This is a genomic window from Dictyobacter sp. Z7_2 (assembly GCF_057551105.1).
Map to the genome: position 1 here is coordinate 1,466,216 of NZ_BAAJPE010000001.1, position 16,307 is coordinate 1,482,522.

The following is a 16,307-nucleotide window of genomic DNA, read 5'->3' on the forward strand; positions in this document are numbered from 1 at the left end:
CAATGTCCGAAAACCGCTAGTGAATGGAGAAGATTTCGTGTACGATACTGTCATGGAAACAAGATACATTCATTCAGATTTTGATCTCTGCTACCGGGCTCTATGCAGTCGCGATGCTCGCTTCGATGGACGCTTCTTTACGGCGGTCACCTCGACAGGCATCTATTGCCGACCGATCTGCCCGGCGCGGACGCCACAGGCGCAGCATGTACGCTTTTATTCATGCGCGGCGGCCGCCGAGGCGGCAGGATTTCGAGCCTGTCGTCGTTGCCATCCCGAAGCCAGCCCCGGCTCGCCAGATTGGAACGTTCGTGCCGATATAGTGGCACGTGCGCTCCGCTTGATTGCCGATGGAACTGTCGATACCGATGGAGTCGCTGGTCTGGCACAGCGATTGGCTGTCAGCGAGCGCCATCTGCATCGTGAACTGACTGCCGAGATAGGTGTTGGACCCCTGGCGCTGGCACGGAGTCGACGTGCTCAGACAGCGCGCTTATTGATTGATCAGACAAATCTATCATTGACCACCATCGCCTTCGCAGCAGGATTTTCCAGTATTCGTCAATTCAACGACTCCATGCAGGAAGCGTTCGGCTGTGCGCCATCGGAGCTGCGCAGACACGTGCCATCTGGACGACCCTCCGACGGACGTCTCACGCTCCGCCTGCAATATCGTCCACCATTCAACGCCGCAGAGCTCCTCGCCTATCTCAGCAAGCGTGCCATCCCAGGAATCGAGGAGGTCGTCGACGGACGCTATCGACGCACGCTGGCCTTTCCCAGATCAAAAGGGATAGTGGAGATTGAGCCGTTACAGGAGGTTCACGCGCTCGCAGTGCATCTCAGCCTCGATGATCTCAGCGACCTCAGCCAGATTGTCCAGCGCTGTCGCAACCTGTTCGATCTCGACGCCGATCCGGCCGCCATCGCCGCCATCCTGGGAGCCGATCCGATCATAGCGCCGCTCGTAGAAAAGCGTCCAGGACTCAGGATTCCTGGCACCATCAACGGCTTCGAGCTCGCCATCAGAGCGATCCTCGGACAGCAGGTCTCGATCGCCGGAGCCAGAACGCTCGCCGGGCGTCTGGTCGCCTCCCATGGAGAGCGTCTGGCCGAGCCGCAGGGAGCTCTGACACACTATTTCCCGACACCGGAACAGATCCTGCAAGCTGATCCGGCCACGTTGGGAATCCCACGCACCCGAGCAGCGGCCCTACAAGCGCTTGCGCGTGCCGTAACCGCAGGAGGTCTGATCCTCGATCGCGATGCAGATCGGGAACAAACCATCGATCAGTTGCTCAAGCTTCCGGGCATCGGACCGTGGACAACATCGTACATCGCCATGCGTGCGCTCGGCGATCCTGATGCCTTCCCCGGCACCGATCTGGTGATCCAAAAAGCCCTCAAGCTGCATGGCATCACCACCAATCCAAAGGAATTGGCCAGACATGCGGAAGCCTGGCGTCCCTGGCGTGCCTATGTCACCTACCATCTCTGGGCCAGCCACGCCGATCTGGTCGCCCAGGCTCCTCGCACAACATGAGGAGCCTGGCTCGCAAGAGTATGGAGCAGTCTATGGTTGATAACCCGCACGAATACGCTGCTCCAACTGAGCCTTCAAAGTATCGGGGATAAAAGCAAACTCTAAGGCGTTGAGATTGCTCTGCAGAAAATCGTTTGGCATCCAGCCAAAGGTGGTATGCAGACGCTCATATTCCTTGCTCATCGTTACATCGGTAATCGTATAACTATCAGTATTAATGCTCAACGAGACGCCATCTTTGTAGAGTTGATCAACAGGATGATTCGCATAGGTGGCACAGAGATTGGTCTGCACGTTGGAGCTCGGACAGATCTCCAGATGGATATGCTGCTCCTTGAGACACGCAACCAGGCGAGGATCTTCAATGCTACGCGCCCCATGCCCAATCCGGCGCGGACGAACATATTCCAACGTCTCCCAAACACTCTGCGGACCACTGGCCTCGCCCGCATGCGCCGTATAGTGGAGTCCCTTCTCCCTGGCGTAGCGATAGGCCGGAATATGAGGAGCTAGCGGACGACCAGCCTCATCACCCGCCAGATCGAAACCGACCACATTCGTTCCCTGAAACTGCTCCACCAGCTTCACCGTCTGCAAGCTCTCCTCCTCAGAATAGTGGCGCAGCGTACAAAGGATGATACGTCCCTCAATTCCCCACTCGCTTCGAGCCTCGGAAGTCGCATCGTTCACAGCCGAAACCACATCCTCCGGCGATAACCCTCGCTGTGTATGGAGCAAAGGCGCAAAGCGAATTTCCGCATAAACGGTATGCTGTCGATGCAATTGTTCAAGTACATCCAGCGTCACCAGCCGCAACTGCTCAGGAGTCTGCATCAGAGCAAAATGATGCGGAGAATAGCGCAAGAAATCTACCAGATCCAGACACTTTGCAGGAGCGACAAAATCGCGCTGAAAATCCGCCAGCGTAATCGCAGGATCAAGACGCTGCACAACCGCATAGCTCAAGGAACAATCCAGATGATGATGCAGTTCAACCTTGGGAAACCTTTGAAAATCCATACAAACCATCCTTCCACTACCACACCCACCATAGCTATCAGTGAAAGAGATAAGCTCTTGCGTCAGGCAGTAGCATTACATTTTACCATACATCCAGGCCGGATACACATCAACATGGAGAACCCAAAAGTAGTAGGGCGGCAGGAACTTCTGTGGGGTTTGTCCAATGTAATAGAGCACATCCTATAACTACCAATCCTGTCATCAACCCAGGCTTTTCCACCCTCTCTGGTCCCCACCCATGAAAAGCCCTCGCTTTTAGGGGCAAAAACTTCTAGAGATTCTTTCAAAATACAAAATATATCGCAAAAAATCTGGAATGACTCGTACCAAGCTAACTAGAAGTGTTGAGAAATACCACCTTTTTACAGGAAATATTAAATATATCACAATTGACTTGCAAGGATTGAAACTCCTACATTTACTATTGACACGTCAAATTATTCTCGTGTATTATTATATCAGTTCATGGTAAAATTCTCGACAAACAACAGTTGCTTTAGATTTCTTTAAGCAACGATAATTTTAATCACATAACTATTACATAAATATGATGATTTGTCTCTTTATGTGATTCATACTCTTTATGTGATTCATAAAGGAGGTAAAAGAAAGAAACAAGCTCCATCATAACATAGGAATATCAAACAACATTCATGTCACTAACAACACAATTTGATCGCAAAAATCTTTTCTCGGATTCCAAGTCAATCATTTTAAGCTCAAATATTCTTTTTTGTTACAAGGTATCAGTTAGCTGAAAATACAAATTTAACTGATAAATTATTGCCAGGCTTCTAATATGTTCACAGTAGTTAACTACTGTGAGATATACGTTCAAGAAAGATTTTTGAGTATAAAAACGAAAAATCCCTATATTGATAACAGATATCAAATTGTTTGTTACCACACTTTAATCATTAGAAAGGACTCTAATCATGAAAGTGCCCTTCACATATAGCAAAAGCTATAATTTATCAGACCGTAAAAAATTCGGGATGACTCATAGGTGGCTTGCATCTGGTTTCTTTATAGCACTTTTAGTTATCCTGCCAAGTTATTCATTACCAGCTCATGCAAGTAGTACTTCTAGTAATCCTAATGTTCTTGTTGTTACTGACACAACTCCAGAATCAAACTGTTCACGTACCATGACCTACAAAACAGATACAGGAGTACAAATAACAAAGACAAAACCTTGCCCCAATGGTTCGGTTTGGCAAGCAAAAATCATTTCACGTTCCCAAGCACTGGCACTCAATAAGACCTATGCAATACTGCCCACGACTCCTTCACATACAGAAATAACCAAACTTGCAACTCAGCTAAAAAATCAGCAAACAGCCCTAAAGCTTCAATCCGATGGCGCTCAAGTCGTTTCGCCTTTTACGGCAGCCTGTGATAGTACGCCAACATACACTCAAACCTGGAGTTTGACTGACAGTTCAAATTGGGCTACCGCAAACCTCACTTCCAGAGTTACGTTTTACGTTCTACCAAATCCAAATTGTAATACAATAGCTATTGAATCTGCTGGTCTACATGTTAATTCCTTCAAATATATATTAGGTGATTCAGGTAATGATGATTGGATTTGGGATCAATACGCTAGCGCTACATATAATGTACCAGGGGGTACTTTTTACTTCAACAAAGCAGGGCAAGATTACTATCATGGTATAAATGTAGATACTCAGCCAAAGGGGTATTACTATGAAGAATGGATATCGGATATAACGAGTTCAACCGAATTTCATTGGTGCAATATCCTTTTGAACTAGTTTTAGTATAATTTAGTACAGAGTATATTTTGCTCACTGAATTCATTCCATGAATCTATTGTCGTCTATTTTGTCTCTGTACCTTTAATACAGAGACAAGTAATTAGCAAGGAAGTTTGGTGCTGATTCACATGAACAAAACAGTTCATAAGATGCCGTTATTGATTACCTTGTGCTTTATTGTCTTCGCTGTTTTAGAAACTAGTCTGAGTACAAAAATTGCTCATGCAACAGGTATCACTAATGATCCCCTTGTTATTATTGCTACTGACCAGACATCTCCTACATGTAGGATAACAAGAACAGTGAAATCACATACAACACATATTATGCTATCAAAGACAACAACACACTGCCCTGCAGGTACATATATACAGACAGAAACCATACCCCTTTCTATTGCAAGGGCTCAGCATGAGGAATATATTCCATTGTTCACCGCTGATGCATCACTTAGCGCCGAGGTCAAGTGGTCAAGTCAGGTACAACAGTTAGTCAATGCAAAAAAACATGCACTTGAAACACCATCGCTACAAAAGTTCCAGCCCTCTGCTACGTGTGGTTATGATGCAGAGACAAGCTCAGGCGATGTTTTTTATGGAACACACGTAGTTTTTGCAGTAGACTACCATGTATCAACAAATTGTGCACAGGTAATTACTACCTCTGAAGAAGTGACAGGTTTCAATCCAGTAGTTACAGCGGCATATTGGGATGGAGTAGGAATTGAGAATGGTACTACAGTAACATGTCCTTTAGGTCCAAACGTAAACGATTTAGTAGCAAACAATGATCTACATGCTTATGTAGCTATATCAACTAAAGCACAATCAATATTTTTTTGGCGACTTGGAACAGGCAGTATTTCTTGCATCATAGGTGGAAGTAGCACTGCTGATCAAAGTTTCTATTCAGCCCCAATGTGGTAAAAAAGAAGTTCTATTACAGAACTAATTACGAGGAAAATCGCAGGATCTTACTTGAGATTTTCCTCGTATGACACAAGCTATTTCAATGCCATATGAAAAACATGACCCTTACCGGATTTTTGTATGGCAAGATATCATTGTAATGCACGCATTGATGCAAAGGAGTACTTTCTTATGCTCACCGGATCCGTTTCCTATAAGTCGGCTCTGCGTTTTGTGGGAGGATTAATTCTTCTCTATGGGCTGTATTTTGTTTTTCGCGCCCTTACAGCACAATTTAGGTCCTCTGACTATAGCGGCCCATTAATTTTTGGAGATTCAAGGCAACTGTTAATCTCTATCTTCTTTGGAGGATTATTACCTGCAAATCCCATCTTGCCCGGCAATGATTTACTCACAATGTTTCTACCTGGAGCTTTTTTGCCAGGTCCGCTATTGTATGTAAGCATCGGAGCTTTTCTTATTGCCCTTACTTCTGAGCGTGTTCGTCTGATCTATTGGTGCTTGCAAGCAACACTATGGTGCATAAGTGCTTCATTCTGGTTTCCACTCGATGTTCTTCGCAATAATGGTATGTCAACACCCGGGGATTTTCTCCCATATATACTCATTACGTTAGTTCTCTCACTTACCCTTTTCGCACTATACAAACCAGTGACCCACGCTTTGAAAAAACTCCTTGTGCCTGAAGGAAGCACAATGGAACACTATGGTGAAAGTCTTCATGCATGAAATGATCTCCAGGCACAATTCGCTTAATCGCAACATGAGACTCTGGCGCTAGAAGTTGTGTCATAAGGCCTTAGAGGCTGGCTCGTGCCAACCTCTGGGTCATTAAATGGATCATAGAGACATAGATCCAATTTTCGCTACTTTGAGGTAAGAACTCATAATCACGATATAATCGACGATTAAAGGTGAAACATGCAAAGGTTCGTTCCACCACCCCTCGGCGGGGAAGGGCACCACGCCACCCCGTCCGCTGAGGTGGGATGCAGTGCCACTCAAAACGCAGGTTCGCGATATCATTGATGATCTCCAATCGGAACCCATTCTCCACGTGCCTTTGTGATATGCTTTACTATCTCCACACTCCAAGGAAGATGTTCTTCGATCCATCGCTTTCCCGACCCATTGTACCCCTGATCAACCCAGATATGAGAGACGCGTGGAAAGCGTTCATCCATCCCTTCTAAGACCAATGGAACAGCGGCACGATCTTGCAGATCGGCCGGATGGACGATCACTCGTACAATCAAACCCAGCGTATCTGTTACAATATACCGTTTCCGTCCATTGATTTTCTTCCCACTGTCATATCCACGAGCCCCCCTTTGCGCTTGTTTTCATCGATTGGCTATCGATGATGACTGCGCTTGGGGTGGCTTCTCGTCCAAGTGAGCTTCTCAAGCGCTCTCGGAGATCCGTATGCATCTTTTCCCAGAGGCCTGCCTTACGCCATACGCGAAAATAATGCCATACTGTCGACCAAGGAGGATATTCATGCGGAATCATCCGCCACTGACAACCCGTACGGAGAACATACCAAATGGCATTGATCACTTCACGCATATCTGTTGTTCTGGGTCGCCCACCTCGCTGTTCTGGAGGAATATATGGTGCAATGATATTCCATTCTTCATCACTGATATCACTTGGATAGGATCGTCGTTTCATACACTGCTTCTTTTCGACACAACGATCCCTGCCGCATGTTTTTCTTCCTTGTTTTTCTCTCTTTTACCATTTTTCTCCGATGTCTCGTGGCTTATGACATAGCCTCTACGTTGACTCGCTTTGGTACCTAGAGGGTGTCCGAAAAGGCTTGGAGAACCGATGGAGAACTTTATGCAAGAAAAAAGGTGGATATGATAGAATAAGAGAGAAAAGATGTGGAAAGGGTATACTATTTGCAAGAAAGGTTGGGACGCTCATGGAAATCTATCCTTCTGATCTGACCGATGCGGAATGGACGATTCTGGAACCGCTTATTCCGCCAGGAAAGCCAGGTGGACGACCACGAGAGGTTGAGATGCGGGCCGTCCTCAATGGGATCTTTTATGTACTGCGTAGCGGTTGTGCTTGGCGCATGCTGCCGCGCGAGTATCCGCCACGCTCAACGGTGTACGGCTACTTCGCGCTTTTTCGCGATGTGGGTGTGTGGGAGCACATGATGACCACGTTACGAGAACGCTGCCGTGTTCAGGCCGGACGCGAAGCGACTCCAAGTGCCGGGATCATCGACAGCCAATCCGTAAAAACGACGGAACGAGGCGGGCCACATGGTTTTGATGGAGGCAAAAAAGTCAATGGCCGCAAAAGGCATCTTCTCGTTGATACGACGGGACTCGTGCTCAAAGCCGTGGTTCATAAGGCCAGTATCCAAGATCGAGAAGGCGTGCCGTTGCTGCTTTCACCAATCAAAGGGACGTTTCCTCGCTTGAAGAAGGTGTGGGTGGATCAAGGCTATACTGGCAAGGGAAGAGAATGGATCAAAGAGCAGATGGGATGGGACGTTGAGATTGTCCGCCATTCCTGGTCTGGTCTTCGAGGCGTGTGGGCTCCAAAGGATGCGGTGATCAACTGGGATGAGATCATTCCTCCGGGCTTTCACGTACTTCCCCGCCGATGGGTGGTGGAGAGAACCTTTGGCTGGATTGGACGGTATCGAAGAATGAGTAAGGATTATGAATACTTGACGAGTAGCAGCGAGAGCATGATCTCTCTGACGATGATTCGGCTGATGGTGAGACGGCTTGCCAAAGTGGCTGAAACACGGGCTCGACACCCTCAAGCAGCCTGAGAAACCTTTTCGGACACCCTCAGTGCATCCTCAACTCACCTTTTCTGGAAGAAATAAATGATCCTCGTACAAACAATGGTAATAGACACAGATCCTCTGAGCCAATTGCTGAGCAGAGAGCAATCCATCTGGCTCGACTACAGCTCGTTTGCCATGAACCCACTTTGGTTCAATGGGATTGAGCCAGGGGCTTTGTGTTGGGAGCCGAAAAGGGAAAAGACGAACGCCTTTTCCTGTCACTTTGACCTGCTGATTGTGCTCACGAATCCACGTGCGCACGATCTTGCTGATATGCCATGAAGCGTTGCCCCAAATGAGCAACCATGCTGTTTTGCCTTGCGCCTGGAGTTGCGCACAACACCACTCCAGAAATTGTGTGGTGATGTCACTGACTGGACGTCCCGAGACAAAACGCAGCGACATCTGATCGCGAATGGGCTTATGGGCCGAACCTCGTTGCCACAGCACCCCATAACAGGCCAGTGCTCTCGCATCAGGATCGTCCTTTTGCCAGGATTGTTCTTCGAAGTGAACGGGATCATCGTGGCCTTGCCGGGCATGCGCTGATGGCAAAGCAAACCTGCTCCACCAGACTTCATCGAGAAAGCCAATTGCCCAAGAGCATTGCTGGCTCGCCCATGCTATCAACCGGTCACGGGCGTTTTTTTTACTTGATAGTGGGTGTCGGGGCTGTTGATCCAGTGTTTGGCACGTTTCCAATTGATGCCCAGACGTTTGAGAATTTTGCGGATGCCTTCGATGGTGAGCACCCTGCTGGTGAGTCCCTGCTCGAAACTTACGTGGGCCACGAGTTCTAAACTCCAGAGGCTTTGGTCTTTGCCAAAGTCGCGAGGTGAATGGTGTAAGAGTGCTGGAAGTTGGGCGATAGCTTGAGTACTCATCTCTGTGCGCAGTCGATGCGGACGCGAGGAACCCGCTTGCAACACCGTCAGACCGGTGGCGTTGAACGCTTTGATCACATGACGCACTGTTTGGTCGTTGCAGCCCAATTGGTTTGCAATACCGATGGCATGTTCGCCTCGTGCGCTAGCCAAAAGGATCTGGCAACGGCGTAAGACAAAGGCTTCTGATGAACGTAATCCGATCTGGATCTGTTTTCGTTCGTCCTCGCTCAAGGGACGGATAAAGATAGGTTTCATAGATACTATCATATTACATTCAGACTACCTTTGTTGAGAATGCACTAGGGCGAAGAGAGATTTCTCTCTGCCTTCACCGTGTTCGACACAAGAGCACAGCGCTACGTCAATGGGCAAATACAGGCACATAACTGGAAGCTAAAACACACCAAACAGTTTGCAGACCACAACAGTCACGCCGACGGCCAGGACAGTTCCAGCAACCGCCTGTAAGATACTATGGGCACGCACTTGCCAGCGCGCCCAACCAACCACAATCACAAGCGGAGCCAGCCAGTAGAAGAGGGGTCCAACAATTAAACCGAGCGAAGTCACAGCGCCAGCCATGCCGACAAGATGTAAGCTAATTTTCCAATATTGCGTCACGACGACCGCAATGCTGCAGACCAGGATGAGCGCGACCAGTACCGCCAGCAGCGGGCGTGAGGCGTGAAGCAGGAGGAGCAAGACAAAGACAATCAAGATGCATGCGAGTCCAAACAAAAGTGGCACCAGGCGCTGCTCACGCCGGCTGACATGGTGATCACTATAGTGACCACGACGCACACCACGCCAGATAAATAAAAGAGGGGCAAACGAAACTCCAACTACCATCACAAACCACCAGAGCAAGGCGCTTCCTATATCGGACGCTGTATATATGACTATAAGCAGAGTCGTCGGGAGGAAAAGAAATAAGGGGTTGGTTATATTAGAGATAATATGCGCGATCCTCGTAGCAGTTCCATCCTGGGATGAGGATGTGGTCAACACATTATTGTCTTCAGCTTGTTCTTCCATACGTTCCTTCGCAAACATTCTTAACAACAATCAGCAGCAATCAAATTTATCCACTTATTATATAGTGCTGTGTATGGACAGAACAAGCACCAAAAGTAGCATCGAGCCTTGCATTATTGACTCCAACTACATTCTTTTATAGTGGCCCATTTAGATACATCTTGTACTTTATTTCAAAATCAGGTATACTTATCCCGAATAAGATACATTTTGTACCGTAAAGAGAGCGCTCATGCTCGGAGAAAAGAAAGTCAAACAAACATTTTTTGTCTCAACGAACGATCACTGAAAAAAGAGGAAAGAAGATCATGGAGAAAAAATCGAGTATCGATGTGTTAATTATCGGGGCCGGGCCGGTTGGTTTGACCCTGGCAAATAGTCTTGCCCGCTGCGGTGTTACTGTGCGCATTATCGAGCAGGGTGCCGCTATGCAGATCGAAGTGCGTGCGAAAGGGCTGAAGCCGCGTACGGAGGAGATCTTCGAGGACCTGGGTGTACTGGATCAGATTCATGTACGCGGTCAGCGGAACATACAAATGCGCTTCTATCAGCGAGAGCGACTCGTGCGTGAGGTTGATCGCGCATCCGAGGCAGTGAATCAACCAACTGTTGATATACCTTATCGTGGTAGTTTTATGATCGGGCAAAATAGTACTCAGGCCGTGTTAGAAGAGAGTTTGGCTCAGAAGAATGTGCTGGTAGAGTTCGATAGTCATCTGCTAACTCTGACACAGCAAGATCACTGCGTACTGGCGCAGGTTGTCCATGCCGGTGAGATGGAAACGATCCAAGCCCGTTATCTGGTGGGCTGCGACGGGGGACACAGCACCGTGCGTCACCTCGGTAAGTTCTCGTTTCTGGGCGAGACGTTGGAAGGGGAGTGGTTTCTCAACGCCGGCGTCGATGTAGAGGGATTGGACCCTCACTATGGACACTATTGGATGGATGCACCGGAAGGATTAATAGGTTTTACACACATGCGCTATGACCATCAGTGGGTGCTTCAGGCGCGTCTGAGCTCGGATACATACGATCTTTCATTGGAAACTTGCCAGCGCATTTTCGACGAACGTGCAGGACTACCAAATGTCCATATCAGCCATCTGCACTGGGCCTCTCTCTGGCGACCAAACGTCCGTATGGTTGAGCAGTATCGCCATGGCCGTATCTTTATTGCCGGAGATGCAGCCCATGTCCACTCTGGTGCGGGTGGCCAGGGTATGAACACCGGCATTGGCGATGCCTACAACCTTGGCTGGAAACTGGCTGCCGTGCTGCATGGTGCTCCTGAGGACTTATTGGATAGCTACCATGCTGAACGTTTTCCTGTGGCCCAGGGCGTGCTGGCTTCTACAACGATTTCTCATGAGAAATTGGCTCGTCCCAATTCTGATAATACGCAAAAATTTATCGATGTCTCGTTCAGTAGAGATACTGATCTCTCGCAACTTGACATTAGCTATCGAGGTGGTCCCCTGGCTTGCGATCTTGATGACGCGACCGCCATTCGCGCAGGAGATCGCGCTCCCGAGGCACCCTTCATCTTTTCCTCAGATGGGCGGCAAGGCCGACTCTTCGAGCTGTTTCGTGGGACACATTTCACCTTGCTGACGTTTGCAGATCAGGCCGCGCCACAACTATCGGATCGTTACAAAGATATTGTGCATGCGTATACCATCACGCGTGGAGGCACCATCCTGGTTCCCTCCGATCATGCGTTGCTTGACATCGATGGCTACGCCTACCATTTCTATGGTATCCGGCGAGATGCGGTGATTCTGGTTCGCCCTGATGGGTATATCGGCCTGACCACCGGCGGCTTTGATGTGCAGCCGATCAACGATTATCTGCACAGGGTAACCGGTCGATAAAAGTGACATCGCGTTCGCAACAGGAGATACCTCAATAACGTCGCGCTCAAGCGAATTGCAAGGCCCTACACTACTGCTTTACACTGTCAAAGGCTACAAGCAGATGCTGCGGGCCACGCAGTACGGTGTTTTGTCGATATGGAGGGGGATCAACCACAAGGCGCGGATTTTCCAGGCGACGGAAAAGTTCGGTCAGGGCTGTCTGAGCCTCCAGACGGGCGAGCGGTGCTCCGAAGCAGTTATGAATGCCGCTATTAAAGCCGAGATGCTGGTTGTCTTTGCGATCGGGATCAAAGATGTCAGGATCTGAGAAGCGTTGTGGATCGCGGTTGCCTGAGGCCAGCACCAGTGTCAGCGGGACGCCTTTGGGGATGGTCACTCCGGCAATGGAGATATCCTCCAGAGGTGTGCGCTGCGGCACTAGCTGCACAGGCGGTTCATAGCGCAGCAATTCTTCTACGACGCCGACGATAAGTCCCGGCTCGCGTTTCAATCTGGCAAGCACTGCGGGATAGCGTAGCAGCGTGAGCACTCCATTGGAGATCAGATTGACAGTCGTCTCATGTCCGGCGATCAGTAAGAGGATCGCCGTCGATATCAGCTCACCCATAGACAACTTCCCCTCAGGGCCATCATCGGTCACCAGGCCGGAGAGCATGTCGTTACCGGGATGCGCTCGATGTGACTCGATCAGTTGCGCCATATAGCGGCCCAGATCCTTACGCGCCTGGAGACCTTGCGCCCAGGCCGCCTCTCCGTCCTCCACACCGGCCACATTGATCGAGCCAACTATCGCATCGGCCCAGCCATGGAACAACGCTTCATCCTGGCGCGGCACGCCAAGCAGTTCACAAATCACCGTCACGGGAAACGGATACGAAAAGTTCTCGACGATATCGATCTGATGCTGTCCCTGAAAGGCGTCAATCAGGCTATTAACCATTTTCACGAGGTCAGGACGCATGCTATTGACCCGATCAGGGCTGTGCGGTGGACCAAACTGGCGCATCACCAGACGGCGCACGCGATCATGCTCAGGTGGATCGAGCAGGAGAAAGCTGGGAGGGAGCATTTTATCCATATCAGGTGACATGGCCCCGACGGCTTTTTGTGGATCTGTAGATGCATCCGTCGCGGCAGCAGGTGTGCGCTTCGTCAGGTCCGAGCTGATGCGCGGATCGTGCAGCAGCGCCACAATCTCTCGATAGGTGCTCACAGCGTACGTACCGTCATCCTGCCGAGAGATCGGCGTCTGGCGCAGTTGAGCATAAAGTGGATAGGGATTAGCACGGCTTTCATACTGAAAAATCTGCTTGAGCAAAGTCCCTTGAGATATCGTCATCGTCATCATCGATCTCCTTCACACTTTGATCTGGTGAATTATGTGCGCGGCGAGATAAAAGTTGCCCGCCACTGGTTAGGCGCATAGCCGGTCAACATGATCTGAGCATCGTGCGTGGCCACTCCCGGATGCGGGAATGCTGCGGGCACCGACTGCTCAGGTGTGCGATCCTCAACGGTGAGCATATCGGGCGGAAATGGGGCGGCCGACTCTATCAACTCACGATAGAACTGCAACCATTTGGCATGATTGAAGGAGACCGCCGCTACCATACGACCCTTGTGTCCGTAGGCGGCGATAAAGCTACGCTCTCGGACCGATCCCTGCACAATCGCCACCGCATCGGCAAAGCCGGGTACGCCCACGGATTTGATGTTGTTGCCAAATTGGGAGGACCAGAAGGCTGGCACCGATATGTGAGGACAGCGATCAGCTTCAGGGCTGATCATGTTATGGGCTGCAATCTCCGCCTGCGTGACGGCATTTCCCCAGTGTTCAAGCGCAATCAACTGGTAATTGTAGAGTGGATGCGGAAAACGTGCCACATCACCGGCCACGAAAATGTCGTCGGTCACAATCCCATTCAGATCAAAGGCCCGGCAACCGGCATCACAGGCCACTCCCAGAGGGCCAGCAGCCAGCCCAGAGCCATTCAGCCATTCGGTATTACGTACAGCTCCCAGAGCCACTACCGCCAGATCAACCTCAAGCGTACTCTCATCTGAGAAACGCACGCCACTTAAACGTCCCTGAGCATCCCCCATCAGCTCGCTCACCGTGGTTTGACAGCGGAGATCAACTCCGTGCTGGCGCTGCATATCTGCCGCCACAGCTCCAATTACTCCACCGAGCGCACTTACAAGAGGAAACTCTCCACGCTCAGCTACAGTGACTGGCAAGTCAAGTTCTCGACAAGCCGATGCGACCTCTGAACCCGTGAAGCCTGCTCCAATGATGAGCACATGCTTCGGTTTGGCCGCCAGCCTCTCGCGTAACCGACTGGCATCATCACGCGTGCGCAGCATAAACATCCCATCGAGAGCGGCCTCCTTCTCGTTGGGCCAGAGCCTGGCACGCGTGCCGGTCGCAATCAGCAAGCGATCAAAGCCGATCTCCTGACCGTCGGCCAGATAAACAGTTTTGGTCATAAGATCTAATTTGACCGCCGCCACTCCCAGCTTCCAATCGGCATTCAATTTGATCTGATGCGGCAAAGCGGTATGCTCAGCCGAAGCCCATCCGAGCAGGACTTGCTTGGAAAGCGGAGGACGATCATACGGCTCGTACGGCTCATCCCCGATCAGCGTCAATTTTCCACCAAAGCCCTCGCTGCGCAACTGCTCCGCAGCGCGCAGGCCAGCCAGTGAAGCTCCCACGATCACGATACGAGCATCGTCGGATAGTAACGCCATGCGGCCATATTGTGGCATTGCTTTCATCTCATCCCCCGGGCATCGAACTGCTCAACAATAATCGCTTGCACAGGACAGGCAGCCGCCGCTCGTAAGATCTCATCACGCCTGGCCTCATCTGGCTCGGGATTGTAGACAAGCGCCTCCTCGCCATGCAGTTGGAACACCTCCGGCGCGAGGAAGCAGCATTGCGCGTACGCCTGGCAGCGATTCAGATCGACAACAATACGCATGCGACCTGCCCGCGAGCCGTCATCATCGCCCTCATTTTGAGCCGATGGCGTTTCTTTCACTGGCGATGATGTTCGATATAGTTGATCCATAGAGTTCCCCTCTTTGCTTTCATCCATCCATCCATCAAGCGCACAGCGCACTTGTATCCCTGCCACGAATTGACGCAGCCAAATGTGACATCTTAACCACTTCCAACGAGACATCAAAGGAAGTAAGAAACTCCTCATGTGTTTATGAGGAGTTTCTTACTTCCTTGAGCTTCCTACCGATGGTCACTTCTGATCACTCTGAAAGATGCATCCCACAGACACGCAAAGCAGGCATTCACAATTGACCAATAAGTTCGGCCAGTCGAATTCCTTCTCGGGCGGCATCAGAGACCGGGATATGCCCAATTGTCAGCTCATCGATCTCTGTTCCGAGCAGTTCAAGCAAGCGATCTTTGATCTGGCGTTCATTCCCAAAAACGAGTACGCTTTCAAGCAGGCGATCTGAGACCGCTGTAATCTCTTGTTCCGAAAAGCCTGCCGCAAGAAACATTTTGCGATAGTTCGGGAGAGAAGCAGGAAAGCTCATCGCTTGCCGTCCAACCTGGAATGCGATCTCGCGGTCCTCAGTCAGGACGACCGGCACATGGGCCACAAGCTGTGGGCGGGCGCGTCCAACTGCTGCGGCTCCCGCGCTGAGTGCAGGAAGAGCGGTCTTGAGCAAGTAAGGGATTGGACACCAGGCTGGCAGAGCACCATCAGCAATTTCGCCAGCAAGGCGGAACGCCACTGGTCCAAGGGCTGCAATGAACAGGGGAACTTGCGATGATCCTTGCAGAGAAGCATCAACCGTAAAGTAACGCCCCTGGTGATGGACCTCTCCCTGTTGGAGCAGAGGGCGCAGTACCTGAACATATTCGCGCAAATAGGCCAGTGGAGACTCCATCTCTACTCCATAGACAAGTTTGGCAAACACTGGCGATGAAGTGCCGAGACCGAGCCGCAGCCGGCCTTTGGCCAGGGAGTTAAAGCTAGCAACCTGCTGAGCCAGGAACACTGGATGACGCGAAAAAATTTGCACAATTCCTGTTCCCAATATAAGATGCGTTGTGCGCATGGCTGCAGCTGTCAGCGTCGTGAGCAGATCTGGATTCCAGGCTGGACCGCCCACCCAGATGTGATCAACACCTGCCCCATCAATCTCGACCAGAGTCGCAACCAGCGTGGCTGGATCTGTTGGCGCAACTGAGAGGCCAACACGTTCTCGTAAAGAACGGACTTCTTGCTTTTGTTCCATACATGCATTCCTTTCTATCTTCTCTTTCGAGAACATTCTTCATAAATTTACACATCGTAGCGTTGTTTAGTCAACGTCCTGTTGCAAAACCAGCCTAACAGGAGATAGAATAAGGGTCAATCAGCAAAAAAACTGAAATTGTTGCATA

14 protein-coding genes and 1 pseudogene are annotated in these 16,307 nt (G+C 50.2%); 6 read left to right on the forward strand and 9 right to left on the reverse strand.

Translation table 11 applies throughout. The features are described 5' to 3' along the window. Positions 1–52 precede the first annotated feature (52 nt). Positions 53–1,543 carry an AlkA N-terminal domain-containing protein gene (locus AC27N8_RS05635; RefSeq protein ID WP_487067907.1) on the forward strand — a complete coding sequence of 497 codons (1,491 nt, stop codon included), beginning with the start codon at positions 53–55 and terminating at the stop codon, positions 1,541–1,543. A 30-nt stretch (positions 1,544–1,573) separates the two neighbouring features. Here the strand turns inward: AC27N8_RS05635 and add are convergent, their stop codons facing one another. Next, complete coding sequence (gene add, locus AC27N8_RS05640) at positions 1,574–2,563, reverse strand: adenosine deaminase (RefSeq protein ID WP_487064815.1); 990 nt, start codon at positions 2,561–2,563, stop codon at positions 1,574–1,576. Positions 2,564–3,501: 938 nt separating this feature from the next. Here add and AC27N8_RS05645 point away from each other — a divergent pair. From AC27N8_RS05645 to AC27N8_RS05655, 3 genes are all read left to right on the forward strand, one after another. After that, positions 3,502–4,344, forward strand: coding sequence for a hypothetical protein (locus AC27N8_RS05645; protein ID WP_487064817.1), 843 nt, complete (start codon positions 3,502–3,504; stop codon positions 4,342–4,344). A gap of 131 nt (positions 4,345–4,475) precedes the next feature. Next, positions 4,476–5,273 carry a hypothetical protein gene (locus AC27N8_RS05650; protein WP_487064819.1) on the forward strand — a complete coding sequence of 266 codons (798 nt, stop codon included), beginning with the start codon at positions 4,476–4,478 and terminating at the stop codon, positions 5,271–5,273. A 123-nt stretch (positions 5,274–5,396) separates the two neighbouring features. Beyond that, entirely contained in the window at positions 5,397–6,005 is a 609-nt protein-coding gene (locus tag AC27N8_RS05655; RefSeq protein WP_487064821.1) for a hypothetical protein, read from the forward strand. Between the two features lie 70 nt (positions 6,006–6,075). Here AC27N8_RS05655 and AC27N8_RS05660 read toward each other — a convergent pair. Beyond that, positions 6,076–6,950, reverse strand: a pseudogene (locus tag AC27N8_RS05660) (IS5 family transposase). Positions 6,951–7,206: 256 nt separating this feature from the next. Here AC27N8_RS05660 and AC27N8_RS05665 point away from each other — a divergent pair. Then, positions 7,207–8,076, forward strand: coding sequence for an IS5 family transposase (locus AC27N8_RS05665; protein ID WP_487064823.1), 870 nt, complete (start codon positions 7,207–7,209; stop codon positions 8,074–8,076). A gap of 30 nt (positions 8,077–8,106) precedes the next feature. Here AC27N8_RS05665 and AC27N8_RS05670 read toward each other — a convergent pair whose 3' ends face one another. The 3 genes from AC27N8_RS05670 to AC27N8_RS05680 form a co-directional block, all read right to left on the reverse strand. Further along, positions 8,107–8,649: a transposase gene (locus AC27N8_RS05670; protein ID WP_487064825.1), complete on the reverse strand. Its 543-nt coding sequence runs from the start codon at positions 8,647–8,649 to the stop codon at positions 8,107–8,109. A 71-nt stretch (positions 8,650–8,720) separates the two neighbouring features. Then, positions 8,721–9,248, reverse strand: coding sequence for a helix-turn-helix domain-containing protein (locus tag AC27N8_RS05675; RefSeq protein WP_487064827.1), 528 nt, complete (start codon positions 9,246–9,248; stop codon positions 8,721–8,723). 126 nt (positions 9,249–9,374) lie between these two features. Continuing rightward, on the reverse strand, positions 9,375–10,016 hold the full coding sequence (locus AC27N8_RS05680) for a hypothetical protein (protein ID WP_487064828.1): 642 nt from the start codon (positions 10,014–10,016) through the stop codon (positions 9,375–9,377). Positions 10,017–10,324: 308 nt separating this feature from the next. On the opposite strand from AC27N8_RS05680, the gene AC27N8_RS05685 reads away from it, so the two are divergent. Then, on the forward strand, positions 10,325–11,887 hold the full coding sequence (locus AC27N8_RS05685; protein ID WP_487064830.1) for an FAD-dependent monooxygenase: 1,563 nt from the start codon (positions 10,325–10,327) through the stop codon (positions 11,885–11,887). Positions 11,888–11,957: 70 nt separating this feature from the next. Here the strand turns inward: AC27N8_RS05685 and AC27N8_RS05690 are convergent, their stop codons facing one another. From AC27N8_RS05690 to AC27N8_RS05705, 4 genes are all read right to left on the reverse strand, one after another. After that, the gene (locus tag AC27N8_RS05690; RefSeq protein ID WP_487067908.1) at positions 11,958–13,223 is read right to left on the reverse strand and encodes a cytochrome P450; all 1,266 of its coding nucleotides are present in this window, start codon (positions 13,221–13,223) and stop codon (positions 11,958–11,960) included. Between the two features lie 44 nt (positions 13,224–13,267). Continuing rightward, entirely contained in the window at positions 13,268–14,659 is a 1,392-nt protein-coding gene (locus tag AC27N8_RS05695) for an NAD(P)/FAD-dependent oxidoreductase (RefSeq protein ID WP_487064832.1), read from the reverse strand. A gap of 5 nt (positions 14,660–14,664) precedes the next feature. Beyond that, a complete protein-coding gene (locus AC27N8_RS05700; protein ID WP_487067909.1) occupies positions 14,665–14,874 on the reverse strand; it encodes a ferredoxin in 210 nt (69 codons plus the stop codon). A 325-nt stretch (positions 14,875–15,199) separates the two neighbouring features. Then, positions 15,200–16,159: an LLM class flavin-dependent oxidoreductase gene (locus AC27N8_RS05705; protein WP_487064834.1), complete on the reverse strand. Its 960-nt coding sequence runs from the start codon at positions 16,157–16,159 to the stop codon at positions 15,200–15,202. Between the last annotated feature and the right edge of the window lie 148 nt (positions 16,160–16,307).